Here is a 16,093-nt window from a genome sequence, read left to right as displayed (position 1 = left end):
CGGCGTCCCTGCATGTCGGCCCTCGCCCTGCCCCCGCCGCCGGTGATCGGCGAACGCGAGCGACTGAGCGCGACGCTGGTGCTGTCGCTGCTGCTGCACGGGATGCTGGTGCTGGGCGTGGGTTTCACGCTGGACGATGCCGCGCCGGTGCTGCCGACACTGGACGTGATCATCACCGAGACCACCAGCCCGCTGACCCAGGCCCAGGCCGACTTCCTCGCCCAGGCCAGCAACCAGGGGGGTGGCGAACACGAGCGCAGCACGCGACCGCGCGACGACCAGGCCGGCCTGGTGGCGCAGGCCGAATCGGGCGTGGCGCCGGTGGAGATGCGCGCGCAGTCGCCGTCGGCACAGCCGCCACCGCAGGCGCGCGCGGTCGCCAGCCAGCGCGGCCAGGCGGCGGCCCCGACCGCGGACGCGCGCCCCCAGGCCGAGGACAGCGCCCAGCCGCGGGGGCCGGAAAAGGTCGAGCGCGACCTGGCCATGGCGCGCTTGGCCGCGGAGATCCACCTGCGCTCGGAGCGTTACGCCAAGCGTCCCAAGCGCAAGTTCGTGTCCGCCAGCACCCAGGAATGGGCCTACGCCGGCTACCTTCGCGACTGGGTGGACCGCGTGGAACGCGTGGGCAACCTCAACTATCCCGACGAGGCGCGCCGTCGGCAGCTGTCGGGCGAACTGGTGATCAGCGTGGCGATCCGGCGCGATGGCTCGGTCGAACGCGCCGACATCCTGCGTTCCAGCGGCACCAGGCTGCTGGACGACGCGGCGCTGCGCATCGCCAAGCTGGCCGAGCCCTATCCACCGCTGCCGCGCACCGAGGAGGAGATCGACATCCTCCACGTCACCCGGACCTGGCAGTTCCTGCCGGGCGGCAGCCTGGTGGACGACTGAGCACACGCGCGATTCCATCGCAGCCGCGATGAGCGACGGCCTTCGTGCGGGAATCCGGTGCCGCTGCCCGGTCAGGCGTCGCCCCGCGACGGCGGCGAACCGTGGTGCCGACTACAGCCGGCGCCAGACCGGGCCCTGGCCGCGGCGCCAGTACACCCCCAGTGCCTTGCCGTAGAACGCCTGCTCCGGCACGAGGCCGAAGTAGCGGCCATCGGCGCTGGCGCCGCGATGGTCGCCCAGTACCAGCACCATGCCTTCGGGAATGGTCAGCGGCGCGATATCCGGTCCGCCGCCGTCGGCCAGATCGAGCCCTACCCGGCGCTCGCCGATGCGCTCCACCGTGGCGTCCGCCGCCTCGGCCAGCGGCCGCCCGTCGATCCACAGGCGTCCGTCCGCCAGGGCGACGGTCTGCCCGCCGACCGCGGCGACCCGCTTGATCAGGCGGGTGCCGTCCACGGGCGACTTGAACACCACCACGTCACCGGGCTCGGGACGGCCGCGTTCGGACAGCGCGATGCCGGTGAACGGCACCCGCAGGCCATAGGCGCTCATGTCCACCACCACGCGGTCGCCCGGAACGAGCGCGGGCAGCATCGAGCCGCTCGGGACCTGGTAGTGGTTGGCGAACGACGAGCGTGCCAGGACGAGCAGCGCGATGGTCAGGGCCAGCGGCGGCAATTCGCGCCGCACCCAGTGGCGCAGCCTGCCGCTGCGGTCGTCGGCGTGGGTGGGTGGTTGCATGGCGTCGTCCTGCTCTGGTCCGACTTCCCAGACCCGTCGCGCCGCCCGCAGTTCCCGGACGTCAGCGGCGGGCGTCGCGCAGGGCCTGCTGTTCGCGCGTGGTCAGGGCCACGTTGTCGCGCAGGTAGGCAGGCTCCAGCCGCTCGGGCGCGATGCCTTCGCCGCGGGCGAACGCCGCCGCCGCCAGCCGCGCCACATCGGCCGCCCGCGGCAGCGCGGCGGCGTCGACGCCAGCCAGCACGCCGCCCAGGCGATCGCGCAAGGCGCCGCCTGCCGCATCGAAACCGGTGCCGACGCCCCGCCAGCCCGTCCCCTGCGGCAGCACGGCCAGTGCCGGATTCACGACCACTTCCTCGGCGAGCGGTTGCAGCGCGTCGCCGCGGCGCTCGAAGCTGCCCAGGTACACCTCGCCCATGCGCGCGTCGATGGCCGCCATCACCCGCGCACCGGTCGCGCCCATCGCCAGCGCCGCCAGGGTCGACACCGGCAGCACCGGGCGGTCCAGCGCCAGTGCGATCCCCTGGGCCAGCGCCACAGCCAGCCGGACGCCGGTGAACGCCCCCGGCCCGCGCCCGACCGCGATCGCATCGAGTTGCGACTTCGCCACGCCCGCCTCGCCCAGCAGCGCCTCGGCCCAGGGCAGGGCCAGATCGGCGTGGCGGCGCGGCGCGATCTCGAAGCGCTCCCGCACCTCGCCCTCCACGTACACGGCGACGGAACAGGCTTCGGTGGCGGTCTCGAACGCGAGCAGTCTCATCCGGCCATGGTAGCGGCGCGGCGGCGCCGGTACGAAGTCTCCGGCACCGCCCGTTGCACAAGCCCGCTCAGGGCGCCGGCAATTCGCCGAAGTGCACCCTGCCCTCCGGCGACTGGAAGCAGGGAGTATTGAAGAACGCGGCCAGGTACGCCTCGGGCGCGGGCTTGAATCCCGAATCCAGGGTGTAGGTGTTGCCGCTGGCGGGGTCGGTCGCGGTCAGGTTGACGCCGCCGCTGTCGAGGTGACGGAAGCGCGTGATCTCCCAGCCCTCGGCCTGCCAGCGCGCGTGCGCGGCCTCGATCTGGCGGGCGATGTCGTTGCCGGGCGCCAGGCCGCGCAGCCCCACCCAGACGTAGAACAGGTCGTCGCGAGTCTCGCCGCGCTGGCCCTCGCAGCGGTTGGCGCGCACCTCGAGCGACTCGCGCTGGATCGAGAGGCCGGCCAGCACCTGCTCGACCTGCGGCAGTAATTCGGCGGCCGCCTGTTGCGGCGTCTTGTGCTGCATGGGTTCGGTGTCCTTGGCGCCGGCGCAACCGGCAAGCAGCAGGCACGCCAGCGCGCCCGCGACGGGGAGACGACGTGCGCCGCGATCGGGTCGGGTCTCCATGCGCGCCAGCATAGCGCCCTGCGCGGGATCAGCCGAAACGGCGGCCGACCGTGTCCACCTGGTCGTAGTTGCCGGTCAGGATGTAGGCCTGGTTGCGCAGCGACTCGATGCCCGGGTTCCAGTAGTCGCTGTGCCCGGACGCGCCGTCGGTGGTGATGCGCTGGCCACCGAAGCTCCAGTCCACCGGGCTGTTGCCATGCACCTCGGTGTAGCTGACCACGTCGTCGCTGGCGGCACCGGCCCAGAAGTGGTCGGCGTCGATGTGCATGTCGCTGGTGTCGTCGACCAGCGGGCTGTCGAACCAGCCCTGCCGTTCAGAGGCTTCGTAGCCCATGCCCGGGCTGCCCATGGCGATGATGTCGTCCACCGCCAGGCCGTCGCCGGCCATGGCGTCGGCGGTGCCGACCACGGTGGAGCCATAGGAATGGCCGATCACGGTCACGCGCGCGTCGGGTCCCTGGTGGGACTCGCGCAGGCCGAAGGTGAAGTCGCGCAGGTCGCCGGCGCCGTCCTTCGCATAGCCGGCGCCGAGGGCGTCGGGAAAGATGTCGTCCGGCGCGTCGTAGCCGAGCCAGACGATGGTGGAGGTTTCGCCCGAGCCCGGGATCGTCTCGGCCTGGGCCTGCAGGTCGGCCATGCGGTCGATGTTGCCGCCCAGGCTGGCCACGTCCGAGGTGGTGCCCGGCACGAAGATGGCCACGTTGTCCGCGGTGTCGGGGTTGCTGATCGCCACGATCGCCTGCGCGTCGGCGCCGTCGGCGGCGGGCTGGAAGCCGAGCAGCAGCAGGCGGTCGCTGGCCGGCCCGGCCTGCGAGGCCTCGATCCGGTCGAGCAGCGCCTGCGAGGCCTGGCGGTCCTGGCCCGCGGCGGCGTCCTGCCGCAGCGCGGCCAGGTTGGCCTCGTGCCGCACCTCGGAGGGCAGCCCGTCGAGGTTGCCGATCAGCGCGCCATGGGTGGACAGGTGGTTCGCCTGCTCCTGGGGCGAGAGATCTGCCCACCACTGCGCGTTCTCGCGTGCGCTGCCCGAAGGCGGCAGGCCGGCCGGACAGGCATTGGGCGGCGGCAGTTCGAGCTGGGTGGAAACCGGGCCAAGGGTGGGACTCATGCGGCGCTCCGGCGGCAGACGGGGATCCTGCGCCCAGCGTGCGCGATGCCGCCGCGGCCGGCCAGCTAGGGCTGACCCTTGGCGCGCGTGCCGGTGCCGAAGAACGCCTCCACGGCGGCGACGTCGCGGGTGGTGGCGAAGGGCGGCAGCGAGTCGAGGAAGGTGTCGCCGTAGGACTTCTGCGTCAGGCGCGGGTCGCACAGCACCAGCACGCCGCGATCGCGTTCGGTCCGGATCAGGCGGCCGACGCCCTGCTTGAGCGCGATCACCGCCTGCGGCAGCTGCTCGTCGCGGAACGGGTTGCCCCCGGCGCGGCGGACCGCCTGCAGCCGCGCCTCGAACACCGGATCGTCCGGCGCGGCGAACGGCAGCTTGTCGATCACCACCACGCTCAGCGCCTCCCCGGCCACGTCCACGCCCTCGCGGAAGCTGGCCGCGCCCAGCAGCACGCCATTGCCCGACTCGCGGAAACGCTGCAGCAGCACATGCCGCGGCGCCTCGCCCTGCAAGAACAGCGGCCAGTCGCCCTCCTCGCGCAGCAGTCCGGCCGCCTCGCGCAGCGCGCGGTGCGAGGCGAACAGCACGAAGGCGCGGCCGCCGGAGGCCTGTAGCACCGGGCGGATCGCGTCCACGACCGCCCAGGTGTAGTCGCGGTCGGCCGGCTGCGGCATGCGCGTGGGCAGGTAGCACAGCGCCTGCGCCGGCCAGTCGAAGGGGCTGGGCACCAGCAGGGTCTCGGGCGCGTCCAGGCCCAGGCGTGCGGACAGGTGGTCGAAGCTGCCGTCCACCGCCAGCGTGGCCGAGGTGAACACCCAGGCCGCGCGCGACTGTTCGCGATGCGTGCGCAGCGGCCCGGAAACGTCCAGCGGCGTGCGCTGCAGGCGGAAGCCGCGCGGCGAGAGTTCGTACCAGCGCACGTCGTCATCGCTGCCCCGGCCCGGCAGCGCCGGCTCGGGACGGATCTTTCCGCCTGATGCATCCGCAGCAGCCGCATCCGCGGCAACCGCCTGCGCTGCCTGTGCCTGCCCGCGTCCTTCGGCCTCGCGCCCGCGCGCGCCTGCCCAGCGCGCCAGCCGCGACGCATTCTCCTGGGCACGCGCGTGGCAGGCATCGAATCCCGGAGAGGATTCGCGCAGCGGCCCGAGCGCGTCGCGCAGTGCCACCACCGCGGCCGACACCGCGTCCAGGCCGCTTTCGAACGCCGGCCAGTGCATCGCGCGGTCGCGGGTGCCGCGGCTGGGCAGGCCTTCCATCGTGGCGCGCAGTGCGCGCGTGGCGTGCTCCAGTTCGCGCACCGGCTGCTGCAGCACGGCCAGCGCGCCAGGCTGGTCCTTGCACTCGGCCAGCGCGTCGCGCGCCAGTTCCACCAGCGGCCGCGCCGACAGGCTTTCGCCGAAGCACTGCGCGGCCAGTTCCGGCAGCTGGTGCGCCTCGTCCACCACGAAAGCCTGCGCGCCGGGCAGGATCTCGCCGAAGCCCTCCTGCTTGAGCGCCAGGTCGGCCAGCAGCAGGTGGTGGTTGACCACCACCAGGTCGGCCGACTGCGCGCGCTGGCGCGCCTGCACCACGAAGCAGTCGTTCCACATCGGGCATTCGCTGCCCAGGCAGTTGTCGGCGGTCGAGGTGACCATCGGCTGCAGCGGCGAATCCTCGGGCAGCGCCTCGAGTTCGGCGAGGTCGCCCATCCGCGTGCGGCCGCTCCAGGCGACGATGCGCTGGAACTGGCCGATCTGCTCGCGCGTGCTGAAGCGCGGCTCGCCCTTGGCCTGTTCCAGCCGGTAGCGGCACAGGTAGTTGGCGCGCCCCTTGAGCAGGGCGGTCTTCAGGCCGGTACCGAGCGCGTCGCGCACGCGCGGCAGGTCGCGATGGTAGAGCTGGTCCTGCAGCGCGCGGGTGCCGGTGGACACGATCGCCTTCTGTCCCGACAGCAGCAGCGGCACCAGGTAGGCGAAGGTCTTGCCGGTGCCGGTGCCCGCCTCGGCCAGCAGGGTGCCGCCCTGGTCGAGCGCCTGCGACACGGCCGCGGCCAGGCGCTGCTGCGCCTCGCGTGCGACGAAAGCAGGGATCTGCTGAGCCAGCAGCCCGCCTTCGGCCAGCGCGGCGGTGCTGCGCTTGGCCAGGGGGCTTGCCTGCACCGCGTCCTGCGTCGCCACCATCTCAGAAACGGCTCGGCCCCTCGACCTTGCAGCCCAGGACCTGGGCCTGCGCCGACTGCGCGCCCTCGGCATCGCCCTGGACCAGCCGCACCTGCTCGATCGTCGCCCAGTGCCGGCGGCACAGCGGGCCGACCTGCGCACCTAGCGCGAAGGCGCGTTCGGCCAGTTGTCCGGCGCGCTCGAAATCGCGCTGCAGCAGCGCGGCCTCGGCGCGCTCCTGGAGCAGGGCCGGATCGTCGGCGACAAGTTCGAGGGCGCGGTCGAGCGCGGTGGCCGCATCGTCATGGCGGGACTCCGAGCGCGCCTGGCGAGCCTGTTCGCGCAGGTCCTCGACCATGGGATCGCGCAGCGGCTGCACGGCGAGTTCGCCCTCGCCATCGCCGGCCGCCGCGTCGATGGTGGCGATCATCTGTTCGGGCGTGGCCGTGGTGAGGGCTGCCGGCGCCTGGACGGGCGGCGTGCTGGAACAGGCGGACAGCACGGCCAGGGCCAGCGCCGCGATGGCGTAGGGGAACTTCATCAGGGACTACTCGCTGGGTGGGGGAAGCGGCTGCGCCGGCACCGGTTCGGCCGGCGCGGGTTCGGGCTGCGGCGCGGGCTGCGGATCGCGGCGGCCGAAGCCGAACCATTCGCGCCATCCGCGCCGTCCGGTCCCGTCGTCTTCGCCTTCCAGCGCGGGGTCGGCATACGGATCGGATGGCAGCAGCGCCGCGCACGGCTGGTAAGGCGGGGCGAAGCCGGAGACGAAAGCGAAGCGGCGCGCTTCGGGGCACTCGGCGTCGGTGGCATTGGACTGCAACACCCACTGCCAGTCCAGCCCCTCGTCGCCCACCCGGAGCGCGGCGCTGGGCAGATGCTTGAACAGGCCCGACCAGATCCGCATCGCCCCGGTGGCGCCGTACAGGCCGGTCTGCTCGTTCTGGTCGTTGCCCACCCAGACCACGGCCAGGTGATCGCCGGTCCAGCCGGCGAACCAGCTGTCGCGGCCGTCGTTGCTGGTGCCGGTCTTGCCGGCGGCATTGAGCCGGCCCAGCCCGTCGTTGACCAGCTGGCGCCCGGTGCCGGACGACACCGCGTGCTGCAGCGCCAGCGTCACCAGGCGCGCTGCGATGGCATCGCCCTCGGTCGCCGGTGCCGGATCCTTGTCGTAGCGCTTGACCACGTTGCCTTCCGGATCGAGCACGCCGCGCACCGCATGCAGCGGCTGGATCTCGCCGCCCGAGGCCAGGAACTGGTAGAGCTGCGCCATCGCGTAGGGGCTCTGGTCCACCGAGCCCAGGATCAGCGAGGGATTGGCGCTGGCCTCGATTCCGGCCAGGGTTCGCACCAGGTCGGCCAGGCGGCGCGGATCGACCTGCATGCCGATGCGCACCGTGGCCTGGTTGTACGAGCGCGCCAGCGCATCGATGGTGCGCACCGTGCCATGGCTGCGGCCGTCGGAATTGCCCGGCGACCAGCGCTTGCCGTTCTCCAGCGTGACCGTGATCGGCGAGTCGTCCACCCAGGTCGCCAGCGACCAGTTGCGCGGACTGGCCAGCGCCAGCAGGTAGACGAAGGGCTTGAGCAGCGAGCCGACCGGCCGCCGCGCCTCGACCGCGCGGTTGAAGCCGTGCACGGTGGGGGTTCCGCTGCCGACCACCGCCACCACTTCGCCATCGTGCACGTCGGTGACGATCAGGCCGGTTTCCAGCGGCGGCCGCTTGCCGGTCTGCAGCGCTTCGAGGGTGCGCGTGGCCGACGCTTCGGCATAGGCCTGCGCCGACGGCGACATGCCCGTCATCACGCTCAGACCGGCGCCCTGCAGGGCGTCGGCCGGGTAATCGCGGGCCAGTTGCCGCCGCACCAGGTCGACGTAGGCCGGGAAGCGGTTGGCGGCCACGCTGCCGGGGGTGGCGGTGATGCCGAGCGGCGCGGCCACGGCGCGATCGTGCGCCGCCTGGTCGATCAGGCCGGTCTCCAGCATGTTGGCCAGCACGAAGTCGCGCCGCGTCTTGGCCCGCTCGGGCTGGCGCCGGGGATCGTAATGGGACGGTCCGCGCACCATGCCCACCAGCAGCGCGATGTGCTCGGTGTCCAGGTCCTCGAGCCGGCGCCCGAACCAGAACTCCGCGCCTGCCGCCATGCCGTGGATGGCCTGCGCGCCGCGCTGGCCGAGGTAGACCTGGTTGAGGTAGGCCTCGAGGATCGTGCCCTTGTCGTAACGCGCCTCCATCAGCAGCGCGTACAGGATCTCGTTGAACTTGCGGCTCCAGGTCTGCTCGCGGCCGATGCCGAGCAGGCCGCTGCGCGCCAGCTGCTGGGTGAGCGTGCTGGCGCCCTGGCGCTTCTCGCCGGAACGCAGGTTGACCCAGGCCGCGCGCGCCATGCCGCTGAGGTCGATGCCGATGTGGTGGGCGAAGTCGCGGTCCTCGACCGCCTGCAGGGTGTCGGTTACCAGCGCCGGCACATCCTCGACCCGGACCAGGCGCCGCTCTTCCTGCTGCTGTCCGTACAGCGTGGCAATCCGGGCCGCGTCCAGGCGTGCGGACTTGATCGTGCGCCCGCCGCCGAGATCCTTGAGCGTGCGCACACGGCCGCCGGACACCGTCGCCTCGATGCGGCTCGGTCCCACGGCGCCGTCCACATCGCGGAAGCCGCGGCTGGAAATCGTCCAGCGGCCGTCCTCGCGGGCATAGGTGCCGGGGCGGATGCCATCGCCCTCGCGGTACGACGCGGCGTCGAGTTCGGTCTTGAGCGTCTGCGCGTCCATCGCCAGCCCGGGCGCCAGCCGCAGCGGTCGCGCGTACACGCGCGTGGGCACCTGCCACCGCAGCGCACCGAAGCGCTCGCTGATCTGGTGGTTGAGGTACAGCGTGTACGGCACCAGGAAACCGATCCCCAGGCCGATCGCGGCCAGGGTCCAGGTCACGACCCGGCGCCGCCAGTCGCCCGCGGGCGGACGCTTGCCGCCCTCTTCGTCTTCGTCGTATTCGATTCGCGCCATGCACCCTGCAGCCTGCACCGGCAATCAGCCGCGGGATGCGACAATCGGCGCGATGCCGAGTCTAGCCCACCCCCCTGCCCACCGCCCGGCCGCTGCCGTTGCGCGGTCAGCTGGAGTTGCATGCGGATGAGCAGGCCGTTCGCGCAGATCCGTCTGTGGCTGGTGCGTGGCGAGAGCCTGGCGCGCCGTGGCGCGGCCAGCCTGCGCACGCGTGGCTGGCGCCAGACCTGGGAGCGGGTGAAGCTGCACTTCAGCCGCACGTCCGCACCCGCGGCGGCCACCCTGCTCGGCGCCGATCGCAGCCCCTTCGCGCCGTTCTCGGTGCCGGCAGCGCAGGCGCCCGAGGCCAGCATCGTGATCCCGGTCTACGGCCAGTGGCCGCATACGCTGGCCTGCCTGCGCGCGATCGCGACGCATCCGCCGGCCGCTGCGGTGGAGGTGGTCGTAGTCGACGACGCCTCGCCGGACGATACCCTGGCCTGGCTCGCCCAGGTGGAAGGCGTCCGCGTGGTGGCGCGCGCGGTCAACGGGGGGTTCATCGCCGCCTGCAACGCGGGCGCGGCCGCAGCGCGCGGGCGCGTGCTGGTATTCCTCAACAACGACACCGTCCCGCAGCCGGGCTGGCTCGATGCATTGCTCGAGACGTTCCGGACGCACCCGGACACCGGCCTGGCCGGCGCGCAGCTGCTGTATCCGGACGGGCGGCTGCAGGAAGCGGGCGGCGTGGTCTTCTCCGATGGCAGCGCCTGGAACTACGGACGGTTCGAATCCCCCGACGACCCGCGCTTTGCCTACGTGCGCGAGGCGGACTACCTGTCCGGCGCCGCCATCGCGATCCCGCGCGAACTGTTCGGCGATGTAGGCGGCTTCGATGCGCGCTACGCCCCGGCCTACTACGAAGACACCGACCTGGCTTTCGCCGTGCGGGCCGCCGGGCTGCGCGTGCGCTACCAGCCCGCGGCCCGCGTGCTGCACGACGAAGGCGCGACCGCGGGCACCGATGTCTCGCAGGGCCCCAAGGCTGCGCAGGCGAGGAACCAGGCCGTGTTCGCGCGCCACCGCGCCGCCGCGCTGGCGCTGCAGCCGCCGCCGGGCACCATCCCCACGCCGGCCACCCTGCACCGCGGCCAGCGCCAGATACTGGTCGTGGATTCGACCACGCCGGCGCCGGATCGCGATTCGGCATCGCTGCGCCTGGTCAACCTGATGCGGCTGCTGCGCGAGGAAGGCGCGCACGTGGTGTTCCTGCCCGCCGATCTCGCCCATGCCGGGCGCTATACCCGGGCGCTGCAGCAGCTCGGCATCGAGGTCTGGCACGCGCCGTTCGTGCGGCGCCTGCCGGCCTGGCTGAAGCAGCACGGACCGCGGTTCGGCACGGTCATGGTCAGTCGCCACTACGTGATGCGCGCATTGCTGCCCCTGCTGCGGGAGTACGCCACCGGCGCGCGGCTGGTGTTCGACAGCGTCGACCTGCACTACGTGCGCGAGACGCGGACCGCGCAGCTGGCGGGAGACGCGGTGCTGCTGCGCAATGCCGCGCGCACGCGCCGGCTGGAGCTCGAAGTGGTGGCCGGCAGCGACATCACCACCGTGGTCAGCCAGGCCGAGGTGGCGGAGCTGGCCTCACAGGCACCCGGCGTGCGGGTCGAACTGCTGTCGAACGTGCACGAGGTCGCGGATGGCGGCCTTCCATTCGCGCAGCGGCACGACCTGGTGTTCGTCGGCGGGTTCAGGCATCCGCCCAACGCCGACGCGGTGCGCTGGTTCTGCGACGAAGTGTTCGGGCTGGTGCGCGCTCGCCTGCCCCGGGTGCGACTGCATTGCATCGGCATGGATCCGCCGCCGGACATCCAGGCGCTCGCCCGGCGCGAGGGTGTGCTGGTGCATGGGCATGTGCCCGACCTGTCGCCCTACATGGCGGGCTGTCGCGTTGCGATCGCGCCGCTGCGGGTCGGCGCGGGCGTCAAGGGCAAGGTCAACCTGAGCATGGCGCATGGCCAGCCGGTGGTCGCGACCTCGGTCGCGGTTGAAGGCATGCACCTGCAGCACGAGGTGGACGTACTGCTTGCCGACGGCGCACAGGACTTCGCCGAAGCGATCCTGCGCCTGTACGGCGACGAGTCGCTGTGGCGCCGGCTGAGCGCCAACGGCCACGCCAACATCGCGCGGCACTTCTCCGCGGACGCGGCGCGCGCGGCGGTCAGGCGCATCTTCTTCGAGGATGGAGCGGCCGCAGGCTGATCGGCGGTCGCGCCACCCCTGCGTCCCCTCCCGCAGGGCTATGCGTGCGGCGGGCCGGACGCCCGCGCCGCATCGCACCCTCGCGCAAGGATCCGATGTGGCCTGGGCCACTGGTCGAAGGCGTGGCACGGAGGCTAGTGGCCCGCGCCGGAAGCGATGCGCAGGCGCCGGTCGAACTCGGCCAGTCCCGGCGCCGAGGAATCCAGCGATCGCGCGGCATCCCGCGCGGCCGTGGCAGGGCCCAGCTGTCCTGCCGCCAGCCGTTCGTCCCCGATCGCGAGCCAGCGCAGGGCCAGCCTGCGTTGCGCCGCCGCGAGGCTGCGAGGCTGTTCGCCGAGCGCGTCGCGCGCCTCCAGGCAGCGTCTGGCCAGCGCCAGATTGTTGGCGCTGAGCGCGCGCTCGTAGCAGTCGCGCGCGGAAGGCAGCAGGCGTGCGATCGCGCGGCGCACGTCGGCATCCTGCGGGGCCAGCGCCTGTGCGGCACGCAGCCGGTCGTAGGCGCTCTCCCCAGGCGGGGTCAGCAGCTGGCCGCGGGCCTCGGCTTCCGCGGCCTGGCGCAGCAGCTGGGGCACGCGCGCGAGGTCGGCCGCCGTCGCCGGCGCCTGCAGGCGCCGGTGCCGGCGTTGCGCGCGCTCCATCGCCGCTTCCGCCGCGGCGACGCCGGGCGCCTCGGCCGCCAGGGCGCGTGCCTTGTCCAGCGCGCGCGCGGCGTCGGCGAAACGGAAGTCCGCCGCCAGTCGCGTGGACCGCGCTGCATAGGCATCGGCCGCCTGCCGCAATCCCTCGACCGCGGCCGTGTCGCCGGGCTCCAGCCGCGCGAGCCGCTGCCAGGCGGCGACCGCGGCGTCGATGCGGCCGCGCTGCAGATCGGCACTGGCGCGTCGGCGCAATGCGTCCAGTTCCTCGGTGAAGCGCGCCTGCGTGTCGGGCAGGTCGACATGTCCCGCGTCGTAGCGACGCGCGGTGGCGATGGCGTCGGCCGCCGCGGCGAGATCGCCGACGCGCAGCTGGTCGCGGGCCTGGTCGAGCAGCGTTCCCAGGGCGTCGTCGCGTCCGCGCAAGGCCTGCGCGTGCGCGGGCTGCAGTTCCAGCACGCGCGCATACAGCGCGAGCGCGGCGTCGTCGCCCTCGCGCAGGCGCCCCTCGGCATGGGCACGCGCGGCGCGCTCGATCAGCCCGTCGATGCCGGCCAGCGCAGCTTCGCGCTCGCGCAGGCACTCGGCCAGCAGGTCGGCCTGCTGGCGCGGCACCGACAGTTCGCGCGCCAGCCGCAGATGGGCGTGGGCCGCGGCCAGGCGGTCGGCCGCCAGGTCCTCGCGTGCACGCGCCAGGGCAGCCGTGGCCACCCGCGCCAGCCCCGCGCGTGGTTCGGTGCGATCCGGGTCCATCGCCACGGCCGCTTCGTAGAGTTCGCGCGCGCCGCTGCCATCGGCGGCGCTCAGGTGCCCGCGAGCAAGAGCCAGCCCCGCCTGCGCGCTCAGCTCATGCACGCGGGCCTGCGGCCAGAGCCGGTCCCCCAGCGGTCCCCGGCCGATCCACAGCGCAAGCAGCACCACGGCGCCCACCACGGCGCCGACCATCCACCAGCGCCGGCCCGCGTCGTGCGGCGGCGGGCGCCCGCCTGCGCGCCGCGGCTCCAGGCGCAGCCCACGCAGGTCGCCCACGACCGGTTCCCGGCGCGCGCCAGCCGCTGTCTCGGGGATGTGTTCGCTGCCCACCGCGCCAGAGTACGCGGGACGACTGAACGCGTGCGTGACCGCGCCGCTACTCGCGCCGGGCCTGCTCCACGCCCGGCAGGCCGTCGAGCTTGGCCAGCACCCGCGACAGCTGCTCGTAGCCCTCCACCCGCAGCCGCAACCGCAGCCGCACGCGGCCGTGGCGTCCGGCTTCGCCGCGGATCGACACCACGTGCGCCTCCTCCTGCGCGATCACGTTGCTCACATCCTTCAGCAGGTGCTTGCGGTCCACCGCATCGACCACCGCCGCAGCCTCGTGCACGCCACCCTGCCGTCCCCAGTCGACCGGGAGCACCCGCTGCGGCTGCGCGGCGGCCAGGCGCTGGAACGCGGCGCAATCGGCACGGTGCACGGTCAATCCGCGCGTGCGGGTGAGGTAGCCGACGATCGCCTCGCCCGGCAGCGGCTGGCAGCAGCGCGCCACCTGCACCAGCAGGTTGCCCACGCCGACCACGGTAAAGCCCGCGCTCGCCGGCTTCGGCACGCGCCGGCGCGGCGAAGGCGGTTCCGGCGAGCCATCGCCTTCGGCGCGCGCCTGCGCACGCTCATGGTCCTGCAGCGCGCGCCCGACCTGGTGCGGGCCGACGTCCCCCAGCGCCACCAGCACCAGCAGGTCGTCGACCGTGGCCACGTTGAACTTGGCCAGCACCGGCTGCAGGTCGGCCTGCAGCAGGCCCATGCGCCGCAGTTCGCGATCGAGCATGTCGCGCCCGGCATGCAGGTTGCGGTCGCGGTCGAGCCGGTGGAACCAGCTGCGCACCTTTTCTCGCGCGCGCGGACTGGCCAGGAAGCCGTTGGCCGCGACCAGCCAGTCGCGGCGCGGCTCGGGTTCCCGGGCCGTCAGGATCTCGACGCGGTCGCCGCTGCGCAGCTTGTGGTCGAGCGGCACGATGCGCCCGTCGACCTTGGCGCCGCGGCAGCGATGCCCGACCATGGTGTGCACGTGGTAGGCGAAGTCCAGCGGCGTGGCCCCGCTGGGCAGGTCGATCACCTCGCCCGCCGGCGTGAGCACGTAGATGCGGTCCTCGACCAGTTCGGTGTCGAAACCGTGCGCCAGCGCCGCCCCTTCCTCGCCCTCCGCGTGCGCCTCCAGCAGCCGCCGCATCCATTCGATCTTGCGCTCGATCGCGGCGTTGCCGGCGGCCGAACGCTGCGAGCCGCCGGTCTCCTTGTAGCGCCAGTGCGCGGCCACGCCCAGCTCGGCCTGTTCGTGCATCTCGCGAGTACGGATCTGGACCTCGAGGGTCTTGCCTTCCGGGCCCACGACCGCGGTGTGCAGCGAACGATAGTCGTTGTTCTTGGGGCGCGCGATGTAGTCGTCGAACTCGCCAGGCACGGGTGCCCACAGCGCGTGCACCACGCCCAGGGCGGCGTAGCAGGCGGGGAGGTCCTCGACCAGCACCCGCACCGCGCGCAGGTCGTAGAGTTCGCCGATCGGCACGTCCTTCTTCCGCATCTTCTTCCAGATGCTGTAGATGTGCTTGGCGCGTCCGGCGATGTCGGCGGCGATGCCCTGGGCCTGCAGCGCGCGCCCCAGCTCGGCGCTGACCTGGGCGATGTAGCGCTCGCGCCCGGCGCGCTTGTCGTCGAGCAGGGCGGCGATGCGCCGGTAGGTCTCCGGTTCCAGATGGCGGAAAGCCAGGTCCTCGAGCTCCCACTTGAGCTGCCAGATGCCCAGCCGGTTGGCCAGTGGCGCGAGGATGTCGCGGGTGAGGCGGGCCAGCGCCTGCCGCTCGGACTCCGGCAGCGCATCGGCGTGGCGCATCCGCGCCAGCTGGCGCGCCAGCAGGATCGGCACCACGCGCAGGTCGCGCACGATCGCCAGCAGCAGCCGGCGCAGGCCTTCGGTGTTGCCGGCGCCGCTGGCCTCCGCGTGCAGGGTCCAGACCTGGTTGGCCGCACGCTGGCCCTCGAGCAGGGCGGCGACCGAAGCGTGCCTGGCCGGCAGGATCGGCTCCACCCGCGCCGCCAGCTGCGGCAGTTCGAACAGGATCGCCGCGGCCACCGAGTCGCCATCGGCACCGAGCAGGGCCAGTGATGCCAGCGTGTCGGCCAGCACGGCGGCGGTGGCCGGCGCGTCGTCCAGGCCCTGGCCCGCGGCCCGCATGGCCTCGCGCAGCGCCGGCGCGATCGCCGCGGCCGCAGGCGCGGCAAGCCAGTGGTCCAGGCCGGAGGTCACAGCGGCACCGCATCATCTGTGGAGGGAGGTCCTACACTAGCCGCCTCCCGTCGAGAGGAACAGCCATGCGACCGATCCGCTCCCTGCTGCTGGCCACCCTGCTTGCCTGGCCCGCGCTGTCCTTCGCGCAGGACGCGCCGCCACTGGAACAGGCGATGAGCGCCGAGGAATTCCGGGCCGCCGGCCTGGAGAAGCTCAGCGCCGACGAACTCGCCCGGCTCAACGCATGGCTCGACCGCCGCGTGCAGCAGCAGGCCTCGGTCGCGGTGGCGGCTGCGGTCGAGCAGGCACGCGAAGAAGGCCGCAAGGAAGTGGTCGAGAAGAATCGCGGCTTCTTCCACTTCGGCTCCGAGGAGCCGATCGAGGCCAGCCTCGCGGGCGAGTTCACCGGCTTTGGCAGTCGCAAGCGCTACACCCTCGACAACGGCCAGGTCTGGGAGCAGACCGATGCCACCAGCATGGCCGGCGTGCGCAAGGCCAACCCCAGGGTGCGGATCAAGCCCGGCGCGCTGGGCGTCTGGTGGCTGCGGGTGGACGGCTACAACACCCAGGCCAAGGTGCAGCGGGTCGAATAAGCGCCTCGGCGGCGCCGCCCTTAGTCCTGCGGTGCGGCGACCGCCGAACGGCAACGGTCGAATGCGCATCGCCGGTGCGCACCGACCGGTGATATCGGCAAGCGCCGGATGACACTCCCTGG

The 16,093-nt window shown here is 73.1% G+C and carries 12 protein-coding genes; 3 read left to right on the top strand and 9 right to left on the bottom strand.

Annotation, left to right across the window (positions count from 1 at the left end; translation table 11 throughout):
* The first annotated feature begins 12 nt into the window (after positions 1-12).
* Positions 13-891, top strand: coding sequence for an energy transducer TonB (locus ACQYVW_RS14640; protein WP_434947502.1), 879 nt, complete (start codon positions 13-15; stop codon positions 889-891).
* 111 nt (positions 892-1,002) lie between these two features.
* On the opposite strand, the gene lepB is transcribed toward ACQYVW_RS14640, so the two are convergent.
* The 7 genes from lepB to mrcB form a co-directional block, all read right to left on the bottom strand.
* Positions 1,003-1,632 (bottom strand): signal peptidase I, encoded by a 630-nt coding sequence (gene lepB / locus ACQYVW_RS14635; protein ID WP_434947501.1) that lies wholly within the window; start codon positions 1,630-1,632, stop codon positions 1,003-1,005.
* 61 nt (positions 1,633-1,693) lie between these two features.
* Positions 1,694-2,389: a tRNA (adenosine(37)-N6)-threonylcarbamoyltransferase complex dimerization subunit type 1 TsaB gene (tsaB, locus tag ACQYVW_RS14630; protein ID WP_434947500.1), complete on the bottom strand. Its 696-nt coding sequence runs from the start codon at positions 2,387-2,389 to the stop codon at positions 1,694-1,696.
* 67 nt (positions 2,390-2,456) lie between these two features.
* On the bottom strand, positions 2,457-2,996 hold the full coding sequence (locus tag ACQYVW_RS14625) for a hypothetical protein (RefSeq protein ID WP_434947499.1): 540 nt from the start codon (positions 2,994-2,996) through the stop codon (positions 2,457-2,459).
* A gap of 28 nt (positions 2,997-3,024) precedes the next feature.
* On the bottom strand, positions 3,025-4,101 hold the full coding sequence (locus tag ACQYVW_RS14620) for an alpha/beta hydrolase (RefSeq protein WP_434947498.1): 1,077 nt from the start codon (positions 4,099-4,101) through the stop codon (positions 3,025-3,027).
* Between the two features lie 65 nt (positions 4,102-4,166).
* Complete coding sequence (yoaA, locus tag ACQYVW_RS14615; protein WP_434947497.1) at positions 4,167-6,257, bottom strand: DNA repair helicase YoaA; 2,091 nt, start codon at positions 6,255-6,257, stop codon at positions 4,167-4,169.
* Between the two features lies 1 nt (position 6,258).
* Positions 6,259-6,777 carry a tetratricopeptide repeat protein gene (locus ACQYVW_RS14610; RefSeq protein ID WP_434947496.1) on the bottom strand — a complete coding sequence of 173 codons (519 nt, stop codon included), beginning with the start codon at positions 6,775-6,777 and terminating at the stop codon, positions 6,259-6,261.
* 6 nt (positions 6,778-6,783) lie between these two features.
* Entirely contained in the window at positions 6,784-9,240 is a 2,457-nt protein-coding gene (gene mrcB / locus ACQYVW_RS14605) for a penicillin-binding protein 1B (RefSeq protein ID WP_434947495.1), read from the bottom strand.
* Positions 9,241-9,366: 126 nt separating this feature from the next.
* Between mrcB and ACQYVW_RS14600 the strand changes: the two genes are divergently transcribed.
* On the top strand, positions 9,367-11,481 hold the full coding sequence (locus ACQYVW_RS14600) for a glycosyltransferase (protein WP_434947494.1): 2,115 nt from the start codon (positions 9,367-9,369) through the stop codon (positions 11,479-11,481).
* Between the two features lie 134 nt (positions 11,482-11,615).
* On the opposite strand, the gene ACQYVW_RS14595 is transcribed toward ACQYVW_RS14600, so the two are convergent.
* Together ACQYVW_RS14595 and ACQYVW_RS14590 are read right to left on the bottom strand one after the other, a co-directional pair.
* Complete coding sequence (locus ACQYVW_RS14595) at positions 11,616-13,145, bottom strand: hypothetical protein (protein ID WP_434947493.1); 1,530 nt, start codon at positions 13,143-13,145, stop codon at positions 11,616-11,618.
* Between the two features lie 100 nt (positions 13,146-13,245).
* Positions 13,246-15,324, bottom strand: a complete 2,079-nt coding sequence (locus tag ACQYVW_RS14590; RefSeq protein ID WP_434947581.1) for a RelA/SpoT family protein — start codon at positions 15,322-15,324, stop codon at positions 13,246-13,248.
* A 137-nt stretch (positions 15,325-15,461) separates the two neighbouring features.
* On the opposite strand from ACQYVW_RS14590, the gene ACQYVW_RS14585 reads away from it, so the two are divergent.
* Positions 15,462-15,971: a hypothetical protein gene (locus tag ACQYVW_RS14585; RefSeq protein WP_434937033.1), complete on the top strand. Its 510-nt coding sequence runs from the start codon at positions 15,462-15,464 to the stop codon at positions 15,969-15,971.
* Positions 15,972-16,093: the final 122 nt, after the last annotated feature.

Origin of the sequence: Luteimonas campi (genome assembly GCF_051162505.1) — a bacterium.
Lineage (GTDB): Bacteria > Pseudomonadota > Gammaproteobacteria > Xanthomonadales > Xanthomonadaceae > Luteimonas.
Note: the sequence above shows the minus strand (reverse complement) of the source record. Positions and strands in the feature narration are given on the sequence as shown.